Origin of the sequence: Gluconacetobacter asukensis, from assembly GCF_014174375.1 — a bacterium.
GTDB lineage: Bacteria > Pseudomonadota > Alphaproteobacteria > Acetobacterales > Acetobacteraceae > Gluconacetobacter > Gluconacetobacter asukensis.
In genome coordinates, this window is sequence record NZ_JABEQE010000020.1 from 50,863 (window position 1) to 68,521 (window position 17,659).

17 protein-coding genes and 2 pseudogenes are annotated in these 17,659 nt (G+C 60.5%); 8 read left to right on the top strand and 11 right to left on the bottom strand.

What is annotated here, in order from left to right:
• Positions 1–79 precede the first annotated feature (79 nt).
• Complete coding sequence (locus HLH35_RS17135) at positions 80–1,111, top strand: zinc-dependent alcohol dehydrogenase family protein (RefSeq protein WP_182980306.1); 1,032 nt, start codon at positions 80–82, stop codon at positions 1,109–1,111.
• Positions 1,112–1,268: 157 nt separating this feature from the next.
• Here HLH35_RS17135 and HLH35_RS17140 read toward each other — a convergent pair whose 3' ends face one another.
• The 3 genes from HLH35_RS17140 to HLH35_RS17150 form a co-directional block, all read right to left on the bottom strand.
• Positions 1,269–1,631 carry a DUF6915 family protein gene (locus tag HLH35_RS17140; protein WP_182980307.1) on the bottom strand — a complete coding sequence of 121 codons (363 nt, stop codon included), beginning with the start codon at positions 1,629–1,631 and terminating at the stop codon, positions 1,269–1,271.
• The gene (locus tag HLH35_RS17145; protein ID WP_182980308.1) at positions 1,621–2,118 is read right to left on the bottom strand and encodes a DUF6878 family protein; all 498 of its coding nucleotides are present in this window, start codon (positions 2,116–2,118) and stop codon (positions 1,621–1,623) included. Before HLH35_RS17145 ends, HLH35_RS17140 begins: the two co-directional genes overlap by 11 nt.
• A gap of 84 nt (positions 2,119–2,202) precedes the next feature.
• Positions 2,203–4,263, bottom strand: coding sequence for a ParB/RepB/Spo0J family partition protein (locus HLH35_RS17150; RefSeq protein WP_182980309.1), 2,061 nt, complete (start codon positions 4,261–4,263; stop codon positions 2,203–2,205).
• A gap of 392 nt (positions 4,264–4,655) precedes the next feature.
• Here HLH35_RS17150 and HLH35_RS17155 point away from each other — a divergent pair, with 392 nt between their 5' ends.
• Both HLH35_RS17155 and HLH35_RS17160 read left to right on the top strand, forming a co-directional pair.
• On the top strand, positions 4,656–4,850 hold the full coding sequence (locus HLH35_RS17155; RefSeq protein ID WP_182980310.1) for a hypothetical protein: 195 nt from the start codon (positions 4,656–4,658) through the stop codon (positions 4,848–4,850).
• A 12-nt stretch (positions 4,851–4,862) separates the two neighbouring features.
• Entirely contained in the window at positions 4,863–6,533 is a 1,671-nt protein-coding gene (locus tag HLH35_RS17160) for a recombinase family protein (protein ID WP_182980311.1), read from the top strand.
• A 17-nt stretch (positions 6,534–6,550) separates the two neighbouring features.
• On the opposite strand, the gene HLH35_RS17165 is transcribed toward HLH35_RS17160, so the two are convergent.
• Positions 6,551–6,790 (bottom strand): transposase, encoded by a 240-nt coding sequence (locus HLH35_RS17165; RefSeq protein ID WP_182980312.1) that lies wholly within the window; start codon positions 6,788–6,790, stop codon positions 6,551–6,553.
• 179 nt (positions 6,791–6,969) lie between these two features.
• Here HLH35_RS17165 and HLH35_RS17170 point away from each other — a divergent pair.
• The 4 genes and pseudogenes from HLH35_RS17170 to HLH35_RS17185 form a co-directional block, all read left to right on the top strand.
• A pseudogene (locus tag HLH35_RS17170) lies at positions 6,970–7,793 on the top strand (IS3 family transposase); the annotation flags it as partial.
• A 347-nt stretch (positions 7,794–8,140) separates the two neighbouring features.
• Positions 8,141–8,362 carry a hypothetical protein gene (locus HLH35_RS17175; protein ID WP_182980313.1) on the top strand — a complete coding sequence of 74 codons (222 nt, stop codon included), beginning with the start codon at positions 8,141–8,143 and terminating at the stop codon, positions 8,360–8,362.
• Positions 8,352–10,424, top strand: coding sequence for a recombinase family protein (locus HLH35_RS17180; RefSeq protein ID WP_182980314.1), 2,073 nt, complete (start codon positions 8,352–8,354; stop codon positions 10,422–10,424). Before HLH35_RS17175 ends, HLH35_RS17180 begins: the two co-directional genes overlap by 11 nt.
• A 27-nt stretch (positions 10,425–10,451) precedes the next feature.
• A pseudogene (locus tag HLH35_RS17185) lies at positions 10,452–10,589 on the top strand (IS3 family transposase); the annotation flags it as partial.
• Here HLH35_RS17185 and HLH35_RS17190 read toward each other — a convergent pair.
• From HLH35_RS17190 to HLH35_RS17200, 3 genes are all read right to left on the bottom strand, one after another.
• Positions 10,539–11,315, bottom strand: coding sequence for a hypothetical protein (locus tag HLH35_RS17190; RefSeq protein WP_182980315.1), 777 nt, complete (start codon positions 11,313–11,315; stop codon positions 10,539–10,541). The pseudogene HLH35_RS17185 and the gene HLH35_RS17190 overlap by 51 nt on opposite strands.
• The gene (locus tag HLH35_RS20410; RefSeq protein WP_345149779.1) at positions 11,281–11,448 is read right to left on the bottom strand and encodes a hypothetical protein; all 168 of its coding nucleotides are present in this window, start codon (positions 11,446–11,448) and stop codon (positions 11,281–11,283) included. Before HLH35_RS20410 ends, HLH35_RS17190 begins: the two co-directional genes overlap by 35 nt.
• A gap of 107 nt (positions 11,449–11,555) precedes the next feature.
• Complete coding sequence (locus HLH35_RS17200; RefSeq protein WP_182980317.1) at positions 11,556–12,077, bottom strand: hypothetical protein; 522 nt, start codon at positions 12,075–12,077, stop codon at positions 11,556–11,558.
• A gap of 120 nt (positions 12,078–12,197) precedes the next feature.
• Here HLH35_RS17200 and HLH35_RS17205 point away from each other — a divergent pair, with 120 nt between their 5' ends.
• On the top strand, positions 12,198–13,013 hold the full coding sequence (locus tag HLH35_RS17205; RefSeq protein ID WP_182980318.1) for an IS5 family transposase: 816 nt from the start codon (positions 12,198–12,200) through the stop codon (positions 13,011–13,013).
• Between the two features lie 25 nt (positions 13,014–13,038).
• Here HLH35_RS17205 and HLH35_RS17210 read toward each other — a convergent pair whose 3' ends face one another.
• From HLH35_RS17210 to HLH35_RS17225, 4 genes are all read right to left on the bottom strand, one after another.
• Entirely contained in the window at positions 13,039–13,353 is a 315-nt protein-coding gene (locus HLH35_RS17210; RefSeq protein WP_182980319.1) for a hypothetical protein, read from the bottom strand.
• Positions 13,354–13,362: 9 nt separating this feature from the next.
• The gene (locus HLH35_RS17215) at positions 13,363–13,653 is read right to left on the bottom strand and encodes a hypothetical protein (protein WP_182980320.1); all 291 of its coding nucleotides are present in this window, start codon (positions 13,651–13,653) and stop codon (positions 13,363–13,365) included.
• Entirely contained in the window at positions 13,641–16,418 is a 2,778-nt protein-coding gene (locus tag HLH35_RS17220; RefSeq protein WP_182980321.1) for a hemagglutinin repeat-containing protein, read from the bottom strand. The genes HLH35_RS17215 and HLH35_RS17220 overlap by 13 nt, the downstream gene beginning before the upstream one ends.
• 410 nt (positions 16,419–16,828) lie before the next feature.
• On the bottom strand, positions 16,829–17,659 hold an 831-nt coding region (locus tag HLH35_RS17225), incomplete at its 5' end, for a hypothetical protein (protein ID WP_220790744.1).

Consider the following 17,659-nt stretch of genomic DNA (forward strand, 5'->3'; position numbering starts at 1 on the left):
TCGTCCATGAGATCGGAACACATTCCCTATGGTTGTCAATATGCTCTGATATCGAGTCTCGTGCGGGAAAGGATCAGACATGAGCAAGACCATGAAGCGATGGCAGTTGTCGTCATTCGGCCTGAAGAATCTGGAACTGGCTACGGTGCCGGTTCCCACGCCCGGTAGTCACGAACTTCTGGTCCGGGTTTCAGCGGTTTCCCTTAACTATCGCGACAAGCTGGTGGTGGAAGGCGAATTGCTGCCGGATGCGCCGGCCATGCCCTTCACGCCGGTTTCCGATATGGCAGGAGAGGTCGTGGCAACAGGCGACGGGGTTTCCCGTTTCAGGACCGGCGATCGGGTGCTCGGCAATTTCTGGACTCAATGGATCGACGGCGAACCGCCTCGGGAAATGACGCGGCACGGCTTGTCGCTGGGCGGGCCTCTCCCCGGAGTATTGGCCGAATATGTACTCATCCGCGAAGATGTCGCGGTCACTGCTCCTGCATCGCTGACTGACCGAGAAGCGTCGACGTTGCCGATCGCGGGGCTGACTGCATGGTTCGCTCTCGTCGAAACCGGTAAGTTGAAAGCTGGCGATACAGTCCTGGTCGAAGGGACTGGAGGCGTTGCCCTGTTTGGCCTCCAGATCGCCCGTGCTTTCGGTGCTCGCGCCATCGTCACTTCGCGGAGCGCCGAAAAGTTGAAACGGGTCGAGATTCTTGGCATGTGCGATGTCATCGATACCAGCGCCACACCTGACTGGTCGGCCGTGGCACTCGATCTGACAGGAGGGGCTGGCGTCGATCATGTGTTGGAATTGATTGGCGGCGACAATATCAGTCAATCATTGGCAGCACTCGCGAGCGGTGGCCGGATCGCGCAGATTGGCTTCCTCAATGGAACCGAGATCAGGTTTTCCGCCGTTCCGATGATGCTCAAAAGAGCAATCATCCAGGGCATCACAGTCGGACATCGTCGCGCCTTCGAAGATATGGTTCGAGCCATTGACGCTCGTGGCATCAAGCCGGCCATCGACGAAATCTATAGTTTCGATGCGGCTCCGGAAGCTTTCAACCATCTTGAACGGGGCCCGTTCGGTAAGATCGTCATTGACGTTCTGAAGTAAAACAGGGGACTTTGCGGCTGCTCATATGAATCGAAGAATAGGAGGAAATGAATACAATAGATATTTAGGCGGACGTATCCCGCTCGTCTCGCTTATCCAGACATTAGTGGTAGCGGAGCATCTGAATTACCGGAAGCCGCTGTCTCGAAATCCCGCATCAGCTCATACTGTGCGGTGTCTCACCTTCTACATCGAGGGGTTTGGCGCGTCCCATCCACGGACAGGGTCGGATTTCCTTCACCCAATCCGCAAAGCCTGGGATAAAACCGAAATCTTCCCGGACATGCTGTTCGCCGATCAGACGGATCGGTACTACCCGTCCGGTCGAGAGCGTAAGTGTAACGCCGAACAGTTTTTCGGCGAGGAAGATGCCTTCCGCATGGTGTCGCAGCGCCCGGTGCCGGAAATCCGCCGTGATCAGTTTCGATTCATCGAACCATGTGTGCAACGGCAGGTAGTCCTCCACCGTACCGCCCCACTTCCGGACGGAAGAGAGGGCATGATGATAACTATGCGCCATAGTGCCCCTCCTCCGTCCATTCATGGCCGTAGTTTTCGACGGCGGTGTAACGCTCGTTATACTCCAGGGCGATGGACCGTCCCGCGACGTCAAAGGTAAACTCGCCATACGCACCATCATTGTTTTCCCAGCCACCATGCGCTTCGGAAAGCAGGTCGTAGCAGACGTTCTCAATGACATCCTTGACGCTGCAATCATCAGCTTTCGACGTGGCACACTGCCAGTCGACAGAGATGTAAGGCATGCAGTTCTCCAGAACCGTATTATCGGTTTCCGGAGTGACCGCCATATCTTCGATCTGGCCGCTATCTCCACAACCATCGAAGGTGACCACCACCGTTTCGATCCCAGCAGCATCAAGGCGATCAAACAGTGCTTTGCGATTGACTGCTCCCAACTCCTGTTGCCGTTTCCGATAGGCCTCGTAATGCTCGGAAAAGGCGGTGAAGGTATCGGCCTGTTCAGGCGTATTTCCTGGATTGGTCATGTCCTGTTTCTCCTGGATCAGCAGGACGGCCCTGACCGAAGCCAGGGCCGGTTAGGTTCGGATTCATGAATTACGAGGCGCCCGTCATTCGGCCGCGATATCCGTGGCGGTTTCGATGGGGATAACAGCGACCTGTTCCTGATGACCGTCGGTCAAACCAGCAGTTCGCAATGCTTCGGGCAGCCAGCCGGAGCCGTCCAGCAACTGCTCGGCCTCACTGGCCATGTCCATTTTCTTGAGATGGGCAATGCGGTCCGCTGCCTCATCGCCGCGTGCTTCGCGCACGGCTTCAAGGATGCGCGCCTTGGTGACACGGCCGAGATAGTTCTCCATCGTCGCCTGCCAGCCCACTTCGGTCAGATCGAGCCTGAGCGCAGTGGCGAGACGGTCGGCGCGGGCCACCCGCTCCGAGACGCTGCGCTGCGACACCGCACCATAGGGCGGCATCCGCTCGTAAAGGGCGTTGACGCCAAAAGACAGACAATGGGCCAGCAGCGCCAGGCGGCTGGTATCGTCCAGCCCATCCAGCCACTGCCAGAGCGCATTCTCATCCTCCGGCAGGTCGTGCTTCCAGCCTTCGTTGCGCTGGCGCAGCGCATAGGCTGGCAGACTGCCCGGCATGTCTGGGGAATGGATCGACAGCGAGATTTCCCGGACATAGGCTTCCAGGCAGTCCGTGCCCGAGACCTGCCAGTAGAGATCGCGAACCAGCGTGTGAAGCAGTTCGGTCAGCGCGATGTGCGGATTGCCGGCAAATGCGTCGCGCAGGGCCAGCGTGCGCCAGGCCGTCAGTTCGGTCAGCACACGATCGGAAAGCGGCTTCAGCCCGTCTTCCTCCTCCGGCTCGATGTCGGGTGCGCCTTCCGTCCCATCCCCTTCGCCGTCGTCGCCCGCGCCGTGATGGACAACTGTGTCGTCATATCCCTCGGACTCATCGTGAGCATCATCCGAATCCGCCAGCATATCCTCGGGCAGAACGAAGCCCCGCTCCACCAGCAGTGTGCCGTCGGTATCTAGGCTAACGAAGGCTCCAGCGCGGGCCATGTCCGCCGGATCGAAGGACACAGGGCGTTCCTCCAACGCCTCGATGGCCTGCTCGATCTCGCCCAGCCAGATATCAATGTCCTCGGGGAATTCATCGGCCTGCGCGTATTCCGCCTCGATGGCCTCCTGCTCGCTGTGCAGAGCGGTCAGACGCGCAACTTCTTCTTCCGAGAGCACAACCGGCGTGCCTTCAATCCTCGCGAAGCCCCGCGCGTGTCCCCAGGGGAAGGACAGCGCCGTCTCGACCCATTTCCAGCCTTCGGCGCGGATGTCCTCGGCCGCACTGGTCAGTTTTTCCATGACCAGCCGGTCGAGAAGGGTGGGATCGTCCAACCAACCGCCATCGTCGGCTTCGAACAGGTCGCGCATGACGTGGCCGCCGGCCGCGACATAGGCATCTAGCCCGATGAAGCGCACGCGGCGATCCGATGCCCGCACGGTCTTTTCCGTCAGCATGCGGCGGATCAGATAGGGCTCGCGGTTATGGCTCTGGGCAATAATCTCCCAGACCTGTTCCTGACGGGCATGGTCATCGCTGATCGAAAAGGCCATGAGCTGTTCCAGCTTCATGCCGTCCTGCTCGTAGATATCGAGCAGCTTGTCCGACACGGTCATCAGGCGCAGGCGCTGCTTCACCACGGCCGGCAAGACGAAGAACGCCGCGGCGATCTCTTCCTCGGACATGCCCTTTTCCAGCATTTCGCGAAAGGCGCGAAACTGGTCCAGCGGATGCAGGGCGACCCGCTGGACGTTCTCAGCCAGGGAATCATCCTGGGCGAGAATGGCCGATCCGACCTCGCGCACGACACAGGGTACGGGGGCCGTCTTCGCCAGCTTCTTCTGCTTCACCAACAGTTCGAGCGCGCGGAAGCGGCGGCCGCCGGCTGGCACTTCGTAGGTACCGGTTTCGACCCCTTCTCCGTTCAGGACGGGACGGACGTTCAGGCTCTGGAGCAGGCCACGACGTTCGATATCGCGGGCCAATTCCTCGATCGACTGACCGGCCTTCACACGCCGCACGTTGGACTGCGACAGCACCAGCTTGTTGAAAGGAATATCACGGGACGCATTGAGGGCGATTTTCTGGATGGCGCTCGCCATGGGGGAACACTCCGTGACGGACGGGCGGAAGCCTCTCTCCCACCCCTGAATCCGTCACGAAAAACCCATGTCCCTCTTCCTCTCTTCCGGTCCCACCAGACGCCGGATCGCATCCACGGAACCGCGTAGAGACGGCTTTACGGAACGCAGGTCCGTGCCAACCAACCTGCGAGTCGATGCACACTGCGATAAATTACGACTATTATAGTCGCGTTATCACCAATTTGTGATAGTGCCGACAGCGATAGCCGCGCGTATTCGCGACTATCCCGAAGCCCTCTTCCTACGATCCATCCCTTTGTTTCCGTGTACTTTTCTGTTCACGCACATCCCGTCCGACATCCACATTCCCGTCAGAGCTAACCAAAGGTCCATGCAGAAAGGACGGGAAGATGGCACGCCAACGCGATACGATAGCTGGAAAGCTGCGGCTCGTTCTCGACGCCCCAGACGCCAACGTGACACCATTGCGCGGTGGAGCCGATCCGCGGCTGGTCAGTCTGGTCCGGCTTCTGGCCCGTCAGGCCGCACGGGATTTCGTCAACGCTGAAGTGGAGGCCGCGAGGCGACGCGATCTCCAGGATTAGGGAGATGGGATTGTGAAAGTCGCGCTGTATGCCCGCTACTCATCCGAGAACCAGCGTGATGCCTCGATCGAGGATCAGTTGCGCCTCTGCCGGCTTCACGCCGAAAAGCAGGGCTGGACGATCGTCGACAGCTACACCGACCGGGCGATCTCGGGTGCCTCCCTGCTCCGCCCCGGCATTCAGGAACTGATCCAAGATGCCACGCGCGGTCGCTTCACGATCGTGCTGGCCGAGGCCATGGACCGGCTGTCGCGCGACCAGGAAGATATCGCCGGCCTATTCAAGCGGATGACCTTCTCCGGCGTGCGGATCATCACCCTCTCCGAGGGCGACGTCACGCACCTGCATATCGGCCTCAAGGGCACGATGAACGCCCTGTTCCTCAAGGATCTGGCCGAGAAGGTCCGGCGTGGCCTGCGCGGACGCGTCGAGGACGGCAAGTCCGGCGGCGGCAATTCCTATGGCTATGACGTGGTGCGCCAGTTTGACGCCAAGGGTGAGCGCATTCGCGGCGACCGGACCATCAACGAGGAAGAAGCCCGCACGGTCAGACGGATCTTCACCGACTACACGCGCGGCAAGTCCTCGCGCACGATCGCCATGGAACTGAACCGAGATGGCGTTCCGGGTCCGCAGGGACGTGAATGGGGACCGTCCACCATTCACGGCAATCGGGAACGCGGCACCGGCGTCCTCAACAACGAAATGTATGTCGGTCGGCTGGTCTGGAACCGGCTGCGCTATCTGAAAGACCCCGATAACGGCAAGCGCGTCTCACGCCTCAATCCTGAATCCGAATGGGTGATCCAGGAGGTGCCCGAGTTGCGGATCGTCGAGCAGGATCTGTGGGATGCCCTGAAGGCCCGCCAGGCCGAGACGACCTTCAGCCAGCCGGAACGGGGAAACGAAGCCCTCAGTGAGCGGCGCCGTCCGCGCCATCTCTTTGCCGGGCTAATCCGCTGCGGCTGCTGTGGCGGCGGCTACAGCATGATCTCAAAAGATCTGCTGGGCTGCTCGACAGCGCGCAACAAGGGCACCTGTGACAACCGCCTGAACATTCGCCGCGACGCTCTCGAAGCATCAGTGCTGAGCGGGCTGCGTACGCATTTGATGGAACCGGACCTGTTCAAGGAGTTCTGCAACGAGTTTACCCGCGAGGTGAACAGGCTTCGGATGGAACACGGTGCCGATCTTGTCGCCATGCGGGCAGAACTGCCCCGCATCGATCGGGAGCTGGCAAAACTTCTAACCGCGCTCAAGGCTGGTGGACCAATCCAGGCAATCGTCGACGACATGAAGCGGTTGGAAGCACGCAAGACCGAAGTGACAGAGCGTCTTGCTAATACTGAGGAGCCGCCTCCCCTTCTCCATCCAAACATGGCGGAGATTTATCAGCGGCGGATCGCGTCTCTTTATGAGAGCCTTCAGGCCGAAGAGACGAAGACCGAGGCAGCCGAGCGCCTGCGCACACTCGTCTCGCAGATCACGCTCCAGCCAGCCGACGGCGAGCTGGCGATCATCCTGCGCGGCGACCTGGCGGCAATCCTGCAGTTTGCGGCGCATAAGAAAAACGCCACGGTCCATCCGGACAGTGGCGTTCTTGATGCGTTCGTATCGCAAGTATCGTTGGTTGCGGGGGCACGGTCTGGCCGATACCAACACCCCCTTAAAATAGTCATTTAATAATATATTTCAGAAACTTAAAGGATGACATACTCCACCCGCTCGAGCGGGAGAAAACGCACACCGTGATCGCCAGCAGGGGAACGCTGACGCAGCCAGCGCCGCCATTGGTAAAGATGCTGCCGTGTCAGGTCGTGACGGCGGGCCACATCCGATACCGTCGCCCCATCCACCCCAACCTCGGACAGAACCCGCATCTTCTGTTCATCGGACCAGCGCCGCCGACGCTCCACGCCTATCAGGATCTCCTGCCGCATCCTCACCTCCCAAACGACGTCAATAACGACGTGAACTTACCAATCCACCGCCCCACTCATAAGGCGGCCATGAACGGCCGGTTACGACATGCTGGTCGCCTGAACAGAAAGTATCCGCAGAGCCAGATCGTGCAACTTAAATTCGGCCGCCCCTGGTCTTCAAGATGGGGACCACTTCAAAGCTGCATGCGAAGATCGGCCAATTGCTGGTGGAACGTGATTTTTTGCGCGATGCCTCTGTTCAGTTGGGCGTGATCAGAGGCGGCAAATGATCGACCTGAAACGGCCTCGGCTTTCGGTCGTGCGGCAATGCACGTTGCTGCAACTCAATCGATCGGGCGTCTACTACCGGCCTGTGCCAGAGAGCGAGGCGAATCTGGAACTGATGCGGCTGATCGACGTGCAATTCCTGGAGACACCGTATTACGGGTCCCGTCAGATGACCCGGCATCTTCGGCGTCTCGGCCACGATATCGGCCGCAAGCGGGCTCGCCGGCTCATGGCGAGAATGGGCTTGCGGGCGGTCTATCAGAAGCCGCGCACGACCGTGCCACATCCGGAGCATCGGAAATATCCGTATCTGCTGTGGGATCTGGTCATCGACCGGCCCAACCAGGTGTGGTGTTCCGACATCACTTATATCCCGACGCGGAAGGGCTTTCTCTATCTGGTGGCGGTGATGGATTGGCACACGCGCAAGGTGCTGTCCTGGCGTCTGTCGAACACGATGGATGCGGAGTTCTGCGTCGAGGCACTCCGGGATGCCCTGGTGCGCTACGGCACCCCGGAGATTTTCAACACGGACCAGGGTTCACAATTCACGACGCCCCGGTTCACCGAGGTCCTGGAACGACGCCAGGTTCGCATCAGCATGGATGGGCGCGGTCGCTGGCTGGACAACGTGTTCATCGAACGTCTGTGGCGGTCGTTGAAATACGAATGCGTCTATTTGCACGCGTTCGAGACCGGATCGGAGCTACGGGCCGGGCTTGCCGGATGGATCGCCCATTAGAACGCTGCTTTGCAAGACCCATAATACCGACGTGCGGGAAGTTCTCTACCCCTGGCACCCCTGGTTTGGGCGTCGGGTGTGCGTCGAGGAGACGATCGAGCGGGGCGGCCAAGTCCTTTCCCGCTGTCGCCTGTCTGACACCGGAGGGGTCAGGCTCCTTGAATTGCCTGCATGGATGCTTGATCGCGCAGCGTGCGCCGGGATGCGACAGGCCCCGGATCCGGTCGTGTCACTGAATGCATTGCATGATCTGCGATCGTTGCTGACGGGCTTTTTGTCGTCGCACCCATCTGAAACCGTCGCAGGCTTCTCTTCTGACCGGAATCGGAGAGAGGACCATGCGACACGACGGACGACAGCGTTCCCGTGTGGGGACCATATCGGCGCAGCCGGATCTGTTCGGCGACAAGAGGGCCGATCCGCCCTGTCCGAACCTGATCTGGAAAGACCTCCCCCAGCAGGCGCGGAACGATCTGCAGTCGATGATGGCCCGCCTGATCCTCGATCACGTGCGCGGTCGCGGACCCAGCGCCGTGCAGGAGGCCCGCGATGAGCCGTGACAAGATCAGCCCACGTCATCTGGAGCGCAGGGCAATTCTGTATGTGCGGCAATCATCCGCGCACCAGGTGCAGCACAACCGGGAAAGCCGCGCCTTGCAATATGCCATGCGCGAACGGCTCGCCCTCCTGGGCTGGCAGACGATTGACGTGATCGACGACGATCTGGGCTGCTCGGCAGCGGGCGGCGTGACGCGCGTCGGCTTCGATCGCATGGTGGCTGAGGTCTGTTTGGGGCGCGTCGGTGCAGTCGCGGCCCTGGAGGTCTCCCGGTTCGCCCGGAACAGCCGCGACTGGCAGCAACTCATCGAAATGTGCCGTGTCGTCGACACACTCCTGATCGATCAGGAGGCCATTTACGCACCGCGTGTCGGGAATGACCGGCTCCTGCTCGGTCTGAAGGGCAGCCTGAACGAATATGAGCTGGACCTTCTGCGACAGCGGTCCTTGACGGCACGTTATGAGAAAGCGCGGCGTGGCGAACTCGTGGTGGGTACGCCTGTCGAGTTCGTCAAAGACGGAGATCGTTACGAGAAAGATCCTGACATGCGGGTCCAGAAAGCCATCAGGCTCGTTTTTGACAAGGTCGCCGAACTCGGCAGCGCACGGCAGGCACTGCTGTGGTTTCACACGCATGACCTGGATCTGCCGGCACGACACCGAAACGGAGGTATTGTCTGGAGACGGCCAGACTATGCGACTATTCATCGCATGATCGCCAACCCGATCTATGGCGGCGCCTATGCCTATGGCAAGACCGGTGTGGCCGCGTCGTATGACGGCAGCGCCTTCAATGCCCAGCGCCAGCGCAAACCACGTGAGAGCTGGCTTGCGCTGATCCCCGGCACGCATGAAGGTTATGTGAGCTGGGACAAGGCAGAGGCGATCCGCCGCATGGTGAGCGAGAACGTGCCGACCGGACGTCATCATGGCGCGCCCAAACACGGGAGCGCGTTGCTGGCCGGTCTGTTGCGATGTCACCGGTGCGGACGCAAGCTGGCGGTATGCTACACGGGAGCCAAACATAATATCCCGCGCTACAGCTGTGTGCGCGGCTGGCTCGATAGCGGGGAACCGCGCTGTATCGCCTTTGGCGGATTGCGGGTCGATGACGCGATCGAGACAGCCCTGCTCGACGTCGTAGGACCGGGTGCGATCGAGGCCGCCGCCACCGCTCAGGCGACCATCAATGAGCAGCGCGACCAGATACGCGAAGCTCTGGCGCGCGATCTGCAGGCGGCCCGTTACGAGGCTGAACGGGCATTCCGCCAATACAATGCGGCCGATCCGGAAAACAGGCTCGTGACCGGAGAACTGGAACGGCGATGGAACGCTGCGCTGACCGCCGCGGCCGCGATCGAGCAGAGGATCGTCGACCACGACGCGGCACGAGGACAGGAACCCGCATGCGAACCGCTCTCGTTGCGGGAACTGGCGAACGATCTCAAATCCGTCTGGCAGGCGCCAGCAACGGACGTCCGTCTGAAAAAGCGGATCGTCCGGACATTGGTGCAGGAGGTTGTTGCCGATCTCGATACCGAAACAGCGGAGATCGTCCTGGCCGTCCATTGGGCAGGGGGCATCCACACCGAACTACGCCTGCCTCGCCGCCGGCGCGGCCAGCGCAATAGCACCGGCGCCGACATCATCGCGGCCGTGCGTGACCTCGTCCGTATTGCGAACGATGACCTGATTGCCAGCCTCCTGAACCGCAACGGGCTACGGACTGGGAATGGCAATCGCTGGACGCGTGAGCGTGTGACTTCCATGCGCTCGCATCACAGGATCCCAGTTTATCGAGCCACGCCTGATGAAGAAAAGCCATGCCTCAATTTGGGTGAAGCCGCGAAGCTGCTCGGCATAGCCCCTAAAACCTTACGGCTTGCCGCCGAGGCCGGAAAGATCGCCGCAACGCACCCATTGCCCGACGGTCCCTGGATATTCGAGCGACATATCCTCGATAGCGACAAAGCGAAGCTCATCGCCCGCCAGGCAAAAACACGGCGCAGTCAGCTTGCTGGACAAACGCATGCACAAGAAAACTTATTCGAAACAGTCATATAGACAGATGGGTGTTGCGAAGCAGGATTGTATAACGAGCAGCGTCCGCACTCGGCACTGGCTGGACGCACGCCCGATGAGGCGTATCATGACGTGCCGACGCCATCTGGTCCGGGGTTAACCCCGGACCAGATGGCCAACAGCAGCGCCGTCAGAATGGCGGCATAACGACAACCGGGTATAGCTTATCAAGCCCACAAAGCTGTCCGAATGGACGGGTCCACCTCTATCATCCGGTACTCCATACCCCTCATATCCTTCGGGAAGATCGGATTTCCCTGTCTTCGCGTTATCCTCAGCCTGATTGAACTGCTGCACCGCCGAAGCTGCCGCCGCCCCATTCAGCGCATTGACCGACGCATTCCCCTTGCCCGCGCCACCCAGCAGCCCGCCGGCCGCACCGGCCACCGACGCCACTCCGTTGCTCAGCACGTTCGCTACCGCCGCCCGTGTCGCCGGGTCAGTCGTCAGCCCGCTCGCCACCGACTGCGCCCAGTCGCGCGTCGCCGCCGACGCCAGACCGCCCGCCGCCGTGCCCAGCGCCACCGCACCCACATTCCCGCCCGTCACCGCCGCGACAATCGCGTTCCCCGCCGTCTCCAGCCCCACACGGCCCGCACCGCCTTCCGCGAAGGCCGGATTGCTTGATTTCAATACGTCGGAAACCTGCCCGCCAACCTCGCCCACCAACTGGCCGCCCAGTTGCTGCGCCTGCAACGCATTGCTCAGCGCCGTCGGGTCGAATGCGTTCGCCAGATGCCCGTTCGCCGATCCCGGATCGCGGCTGTAGCTCCCACTGACGCTCCCCGCATCCACCGTGATGTTGCTGCCGATCGCCGACTGGCTGAGGCTGGTCTGCTCATGCGTGCGCCCGCCACCCAGCAGCTCCGACACCAGCCCGGTCCCCCACGAACGCCGAATGCGACGATGCGCTGCTCGCGCTCTGCGTCCTGTCCCACCCCGCCGACAGGTTCACGCCCTTCTGCGCCGCCAGCACCACGTCCTGGCCCGCCAACTGCGCCGCCACCGCGCTCAGGCTGCCGTTCGCAGCGTCGGACGCGTTTCCACGTTCAGCGTGCTCCGCGTCGTTTTGCCTTACCTATGCCGGTCCTGCTTTTTCCTCGGAACGAAAAATTATAACTGAAAAAAAGTCAGACATACTCCATACTCATCAAGAATATTATCAGCGACTTCGAATTCAAAATTCCGGTCAGGAAAACACTCACGAAGAGCAATATGCCAATATTGTTCAATTTGCCGTGCAAAAATGTGGCAAAGCTTATGATCTTTTTCCGTCAAACCAACCTTTAAAACCGGACTTCCTGGAGAATCTTCCCATTTTGAAAAGAATTGGTTCACCGAAAAATTGTTTTGATACCGCTCTACATCTCTACGTTCTGTACTTGGGAGCAACTGTCCTGGCTTATTCTCCCTAAACCCTGTAAGGGCGCTTTGAGGAGAGAAATCTGAAGAATCTGCTTTCCAAAAAATATGATTATTATACTCAACAAAATCAGGTGACAAAATTCCAATAACTGCTGTCGCTTGCTCTATCGACACCATGTTTCCAACATAACCAAAAAAATCCGTCGCCCCAATATCACTCGAAAATAAATTCAGAACATTTTTTGGAATCTTTCCTTTACATATCGTCATTTCTTCAACCCAAGGTCGTTCAAAACAGAATTAGGCACATTTCCTTCAAAGGTCTTCGTATCGTTTCCCTTTCTAGAGGGTGTTATGTACTTTTGCGGCGCTTGGGTCTAATGGAACTGGATGAGCCCTGTTCTGCCTCGCAAGCCGTATCCGTCTGACGTCAGCGACGAGGAGTGGTCGCTGGTGGTTCCTTATCTCACTCTGATGACTGAGGCTGCGCCGCAGCGAGAGCATTCCCTGCGCGAGTTGTTCAATGCCCTGCGTTACGTGATCCGTTATGGCATTGCCTGGCGCGCCATGCCGAACGACTTCCCGCCGTGGTCGGCGGTGTATCAACAATCGCAGCGCTGGCTGGCGTCGGGCTGTTTCGAGGCCCTGGCACAGGATCTGCGAGCCTTGCTGCGCCTCGCCTCCGGACGGGCGGAAGAACCCACGGCCGCGATCATTGATAGCCGTACGCTGCGCTCCACGCCGGAAAGCGGCACCCGTGCCGGTTATGACGGCGCCAAGCGCAAGCGCGGCTCGAAGGTGCATATGGCGGTGGACACCCTCGGGCACTTGCTCGCTCTTCATGTGACGCCGGCCGATGTCGGCGATCGCGCCGCCGTGGCACGTCTCGCCGCCGACATCCAGGACGCGACCGGCGACAACGTCACACTCGCCTATGTCGATCAGGGCTATACCGGCGAAGTCGCGGCCGACGCCGCTGCCGCCGAAGGCATTGCCCTGCATGTGGTCAAACTGCCAGAAGCCAAGCGCGGCTTTGTCCTGCTGCCGCGTCGCTGGGTCGTGGAGCGATCCTTTGCCTGGGCCACGCGCTGTCGCAGGCTGGTCAAGGACTACGAAAGATACGCGACCACGCCCGCAGGCTTCCACGTCATCGCATTCGTCGGATACATGCTCAAACATGCCGCACAGATGATCCAATGTGCATAACACCCTCTAAAAGAAATAAGCTTTTTTAAACTGTGAAATTTTGATCCACGAACATCTCCGCAAACATCTGCGGACTTAGAATCACACCTTTTTTCTTTGCCGTTTCTTGATTACTTATCCACATATCCTGGATAACCTTTGGCACGTCCAGGGACATAGAAAGAGCTGCAGCAATCGCCTCATGCCATGTTCCACCACCTCCGTAAATTGCATGCAACCTAGGCTCCATCCTTTCCAAGGTCTGCCGATCCACTTGTGACAACTCATTAATGGAATTTAGAACATATAGCTCAAGCAACCTGAGCAGTGGCTTACCGTCATAGCGTGAATTAGGTATCATGTTATTTTCCTACGCATCATTAATCGCGTATTCTATCAATCTTTGACAAGAAATTGATGATTCGGGTTTTTTATCTAGAGACGCGAACCAGTCTTCCATAAACTCCCGAGCTATAGACACCTCAAGGAAATATTTTAGGCCAGCTTCTTTTATATCGGAAGGAACTCCACCCCCCACGGGTTCCTTAGCCACGACCGCGTCAGAGTACTCTGTCCAAGGTTCTGCAGCATAAATCGTGTCTTCTTTTCCAAACTCGGCGAGATTTCCGACTAAATACCCAAGTTTCTCTATTTTCCCCATATCGAATATCCTCCTTGGCCATTCGGATGTAGAACATCCTGAAAAATACTACCTGGTGCATGCTGCGAACGAGGAACAAGTTGCATAGTTCCAGGCGCCTCTGCGTGATGCCACGTCCAGTCAGTTGGCGAGGTCCGTGGCGAACGACCTGTCGGAGACCGCTGAAGACTGATGCCAAGATCTTGCATATCCTGCGCGAAATTGGCATCGCCCTCCATCGCCTGCAATAGAGCCTCGTTTGCCTCTTGGAAGTGCGCCCCTCGCGATACCCCTGGATAAGATGTCGGGCCCAACTTCGCTTCGAACGCAACGCTGTAAAAGTCTCCTGTGGGTTCGGGAATTGTCGTTGCTGTACCCTTCGTCCCTTCATTTTTTTCCATCATAGCGGCGAACGCATTTTCGGCCTTATTCCGAGCAGGCGCTGCAACCTTCACCCCCAGAGCCGCGCCCTCCCCCTCCGGCAGCACCGTCAGCGACGCGGCCGTATCGAGGATTTCCGCCGCTGCCTTCACATCCGGGCTGACCGGGATCGTCAGCGCATCCGGCAACGGCGACGGACGCTGGGCAAGCGCCTCCACCGTCTCATTGCCGTTCGCGTCAACGCCGTGAGTCGTCACCGTGTTCCCACGCCCGATTGAGTCGCTTCCGCCCCCCGTCAGCGGGCTCGCCCCATGCGTCGGGCCGTTGAACCAGTTGGTGACAATCGAGACGACATTGCTCAGGCCCCCGCCGGAACCGCCGGACGATGCCCCAGATCCCTGCGAGCCCGTGCCGGGTCCCGCACCGTCCGTCTGCACCCCGGTCGTCCCGGCGCCATCGGCCGTCCCGCTCACATTCCCCTGCGTGCCGCCCGCGCCCGCCGACGCCGCGCCACCATTCGCCTGTCCGCTCTTCTCCGTTCCCCCAAGCCGGTTCGCGACCTGCACGCCCAGTTCGACGCCGCTTTCCGCCAGCGTCTGGCCCGCCATCTGCGTCTGTAGCGTGCTGCCCACGCCTGCCGCATTGAAATCGTTCGCCAGATGCCCGTTCGCCGATCCCGGATCGCGGCTGTAGCTCCCGCTGCTGCTGCCCGCATCCACCGTGATGTTGCTGCCGATCGCCGACTGGCTGAGGCTGCTCGCCTCATGCGACACATCGCCCACCGCAACCGTGCCCAGCCCGGAAACCTTGCCCCCTGCCGCCCCGGCCCCTCCGGACAGCGACACCCCACTGCCCGACCATTGCGAAACGTTCGCCTCCGACCCCGCCGTCAGCGAACCCGTGCTGAAATGGTTGTCGTTCGCCGCCGCCCCGCTGCTCAGCACGCCCGCAGTCAGCGTCGTGTTGCCCGCGACCGTCACGTCCAGACCGCCCGCTCCGGCATACAGCCCCGACAGCATGCTCCCCGTCGACGCGTAATGGTCCGTGATCGTCTGGCTGCCCGCACTGGCCGAACCGCCCAGCGCCCCCACCCCCAGCCCCGGAACCGGGATCGACACGCTCAATCCCGCGCTGGATGCCGTGCTCCGGTAATCCCCCGTGTTCAGCGGGCTGCTGATGCTCAGGCTCCCCGCTGACGCCGTCACCTGACGCCCAGACACCTCCGCCCCGTTCAGCGTCAGCGCCCCCGGCGTCGTGATCGTCACGTCGTTCGCCGCCGAAACCGTCGTATCCACCGCCGTCGCGCTCGACGACGTCGCCTGCTGATGCGATGCCCCCAGCGATCCCGTCACGCTCAGGCCAGCGCCGCCCAGCCCCACACTTGCCTCGATCCCCACCGACGCCGAATGCGACGACGCCGAACTCGCGCTCTGCGTCCTGTCCCACCCCGCCGACAGGTTCACGCCCTTCTGCGCCGCCAGCACCACGTCCTGGCCCGCCAACTGCGCCGCCACCGCGCCCAGGCTGCCATTCGCCGCGTCGGACGCGTTGTCGCCCCGCGCCACCACCGACAGCGTCCCGCCCGCCAGCGCCGTCGAGCCCACCACGCTCGTCTGCGTCAGGCTCGACTGGCTCCGGCTCGACGAGAAGCCCAGCGTCACGTCCGCCCCGGCGATGTTGTTCGTCGTCGCCCCACCCAGCGCCGAAATCCCTTCCGACAGCCCGGCTTGCAGCCCCGTCAATGCCGCCAGCGTTCCGCTGCCGGAGTGGCTCGCCCCCAGCCCCGCCGTCACCGCCTGCCCCGCCATCGAATCCGGCGCCAGCCCGGCGCTCAGCCCGATGCTCGTCTCCTTGTGCAACGCCGTCTGCGTCAGCCGGTCCTGCTCCGCCGTGAACGACACCGAAGACCCAGACAGCGTCACGTTCCCCGCCGCGGCGATCCCCGACCCGTCGATCGTCATCGCCCCGCCCGACGCGATCGTCACGTTGCCCCCCGTCGACGCAATCACCGACGGCGTCCAACTCGTCGACGAACGGGACGACGCGTCGCTCCGCGCGCCATAGCCCAGCGTCCCCGTCGCACCCCCGCTGCCCAGCGAAATCCCCGACACGCTGTGCGACGCGCTGGCCTCCAGCGTGCTCCGCGTCGCCGCCTCCGTGAAGCTGCCGCCCGCCGACAGCGTCACATCGCCCGCCGCGCCCAGCACCCCCTTCACGCTCAGGTCCCCGCCCGCCAGTGCCGTCAGCGAGCCCCCCGCCGCCACCGACGACCCCACTTCCGTCGTGCGGCTGCTGCTGTCCGAGAAGCTGCTATGCGTCAGGAACCCGCTCTTGCTCCCCGAAGCGCTGAACGACGCGCTGTTCGTCACCGAACCCAGGTCCAGGCTCTTCGCCGCAGACAGCACCAGGCCCCCGCCGCCGTCAGGTCCCCGCCAGAACTCAGCGTCCCCCCGTCGAAGGTGATCGCGTTCGATGCCACAACGCTCGCCGGACGCCCAGCCAGTCACACGAGCATAGCCAGACGAATTCGTGGCTACAACGTTGCCTTCGATTACAATGTCATCTGCATCCGCTCAATTGATTGGTCCCCACAAACCACGAAATGGTGCTTGCGGAGCGACCAGCCGCCATGTTTCTCCTGAAGCTTTGCACCGATACCAGCGTTCTTCCAAACCAAATATGAGGTCACCACTTGGTTCGATAAGCGGCACACTCTCGACTAGACCGGAAGAAACTTGATCCGATAACCACGAGCAAAAACGCTTATATTCACAAGGGGATTCAAACCCGTGAATAGCTTCCCAGTTGCATGAACTCATGGTGCTTTTATCCATGATGGATTTACTCTAAAGTTTGCAGGAAATACTATCTGACTTCCCCCACCAACCAATCCTCCTTGCGGAGCGGCTACACCACTAAAGTATGTCGTACCTGCCGGAATCTCGATTTTAACGACATTGGTAGCCGGATTACCCCATTGCGGCAGTAGAGCGCTATCGATGATAGATTGCACCGGACCGGCAGGCGGTGTCTCTGTCCAGTAACCACCCATTTGCTTCGCCGTTCCACCGTAAACACGGTACAAAGTCGTGGGCTGCTGCGCAACCATCTCCGTGTATGTCCCGCTTCGGAATGTATTTGCAATATCTGATGCGAGCGGACCCGGATTCATGGGTCCATATGTGGCAACAACGGTATTATTTGCGGCGGGCATCTGAACTGATTCTGGTAAATTTGATGGCTTCTGCGTCCCCTCTCCTGTTACGTGAACACCAGTGACATTCACGACACTATCCTGCATGCCGTTACCCTGCAGGGTCCAGCCTTGCGGCAGGGGCGTCATCTGGCCGCCGACGAAGGTTACCGCCTCATGCGTTGCTTCGTTGGCATAGACGGGATGTCCCTCGGCGTCGGTCCTGTCCGTAATCCGATATGCAACGCCATTCGGACCCATGATCAGGTTGATCTGACTGGGATCATCCGCCGTTCCATAGGGGGTATAGCCTGCGGGAAGATCGGATTTCCCTGTCTTCGCGTTATCCTCAGCCTGATTGAACTGCTGCACTGCCGAAGCTGCCGCCGCCCCACTCAGCGCATTGACCGACGCATTCCCCTTGCCCGCGCCACCCAGCAGCCCGCCGGCCGC